2 protein-coding genes are annotated in these 2,313 nt (G+C 66.5%); one reads left to right on the top strand and one right to left on the bottom strand.

Going from position 1 to position 2,313, the window contains the following annotated elements; genetic code table 11:
- Positions 1–188, top strand: a 188-nt coding sequence (locus AAHM41_RS39955) for a hypothetical protein (protein ID WP_342242210.1), incomplete at its 5' end; no start/stop codon positions are given.
- Between the two features lie 185 nt (positions 189–373).
- Here AAHM41_RS39955 and AAHM41_RS39950 read toward each other — a convergent pair.
- Positions 374–2,269: an adenylate/guanylate cyclase domain-containing protein gene (locus tag AAHM41_RS39950; protein WP_342242209.1), complete on the bottom strand. Its 1,896-nt coding sequence runs from the start codon at positions 2,267–2,269 to the stop codon at positions 374–376.
- Positions 2,270–2,313: the final 44 nt, after the last annotated feature.

Genomic DNA, 2,313 nt, shown 5'->3' with positions numbered 1-2,313 from the left:
ATCGCCCGCTTGGCGTGCTCCGACCCATCGATAGCCACCAGAATTCGCGAGATCATCACAGCCTTCCATCATGGTGGGAGTTGCAATTGTCACACCTTGTCGGGCATTGCGCATTGCGCTGGATCAAGCAGATCGCCTCACGAGCCCTGCCCGAAGGCAGCCGGGAAGCGTGCTGCTTCAGATCATGATGCGATCGGCCTCGACGCTCGCACCGATTGTGTCAAGCGCGCGTCCCAGTGCCGTCGGGTTCGACTGGGCGCCAACGAAGGTGCCATCGCCATTGGCACGTGATGATCCGTCGGAACGGGCGCCACGGTGAGCGCCCGCTTCAGCTGCTCGTCCGCATGCCTCCCGGTCCGATTGCGGCCGGTCATCATGGCTCGGACGCTGTCCTGATACTTGTAGCCGGCCGGCACGCAGCGAGAGCCTCGTGAAGTTCGTACACGCGGATGCTTCCGTGGCGACCACGCAGCGGCCGGGTCCCGAGATGGCGGAAGTGGAAGACGGGGACGGCCTGATCGGCCGTCGCGTGGCTGACGAGGACGTGCACATCGATCTCGGGCGCGCCCAGCTCACGCGCCATCCCCTCCAGCCGCTCGGCCACGTTCACCGCGTCGCCGATCAGCGTGTAGTTCATCCGGCTGGGCGCGCCGATGTTGCCGACCACCACCCGACCGGTATGGATGCCGATGTGGAGCCGCAGCGGCGGCTGACCGATCGCCTGCCGGGCGGCATTGTCCACCCGGACCGCCTCGGCGATCGCAACTGCGGCTTCGCACGCCTTACGGGCGTGGGCCGGATCCGCCTCCGGGGCGCCCCAGAAGGCCATCGCGGCATCTCCGATGAATTTATCGATGATGCCGCCATTGCTCTCGATGCACCGGTCGAGCAGGGTGAAATGCCGATTGAGGAGCGCCGCGACGTCGCCCGCGGGCATGTCTTCGGCAAGGGCTGTGAAGCCGGCAATATCGGTGAACATCACCGTGACTTCGCGCTCCTCCGACACCAGGGGCTGCCCCGATCGGAGTCGCATCAGACGCTGCACCAACTGTCGCGGCACATAGGCCTCGAACCAGCGAAGTGCCTCGAGCATGGCGTTGAAGCTGGCCGCGGCCTCGCGCAGTTCTCGGAACCAACCGCCGCGCACTGGCGGTGCGCCGCTGAGGTCGAGTTCACACACCCGTATGGCGGCCTGCGCCAAATGTCGGATCGGTCGACTCAACATCGCGCCGAGCCCCGCCGCGGCCATGGCCGCCATCGCGAGCATGGCGATGCCGGCCTGCAGCAGCAGGTCGAGCCGGGCGAGCTGCGGCGCCGCGGCATCGAGAGGCATATAGCTGCCGAGGAGCCAGGGCTGATCGCCGTAGCCATGGACCTCTTTTAGCACCGCCAGATAGCGCTCGCCGTCGAGGTCGATCGTGCTGAGACCCGAGGCCGCACGATCGGCCCGGTCGCCAAGAAGCAGCGGCTCGGCGGATGACAGCCGCTGGAGCACGGCATCTTCGACCATGCCCAACGACGGCAGAGGCTGCTCAGGGCTCGAGCCCCGGAAGCCGTTCTTCAGAGTCGGATGCGCCAGCACGTGCTCGCCACCGTACAGGATAAACGCGGTCTCCAGGTCGGATTGGGCGAGTCCGGCGACAAAGTCGGAGAGCTGGGCCAACGAGATGCCTGCCAGCAGGGCACCGACGAACCGACCATCTCGCTCGAGCGGCAGCAGTGCATTGAGGTAGGGCTGGTTCACGTTCTGCGCAAAGAAGAAGCCTTCCCAGACCACGGTGTGCGCGAGCGCCGCACGGTCGATGATCCGCCTGAAGTCCGCATCGTCGCTCCAATCTCCAACCACCAGCCCGAGCTGCGGCCGGTTGCGGAAGACGCGATAGAGGCGCAGGTCCGGTTCGACGAAGGCGATTACCGAGACCTGTGGCGACGCGGCCAGCGACGCCCGCAGCAATGCGTCCAAGGCATCGGGCCGCGGCGGCTGATTTGGCAACTCGGCGACCAAGCGGCCGAGATACTCGAGTTGCGCCGCCACCGGGTCGAGATGGAGGCGCACGCGCTGCTCCATGCTGTGGATGGCCAGCTCCGCCTTGTCACGCACGAGTTCGGCGGTGTTCCGCCGCGCCGTCTCGTATCCGACGAGAAGGGTCGGAGCGACGGTGAGGAGCAGGATCAGACCGATCGCGGCCGCGAGGCCGAAGGCTATGGGAAGGCCTCGGCGGCTGGCAGGCTGGCTTGGCCCGCTTTCTGATGTGGGGCGATCACTCAAGGGGAGGGTCGATTTCGATCAGTGGGCATGCGCCTGCCCAACCC

Source organism: Inquilinus sp. OTU3971 (assembly GCF_038440215.1).
The sequence above is the reverse complement of the archived record's forward strand: the minus strand, read 5'-3'. Positions and strand labels throughout refer to the sequence as shown.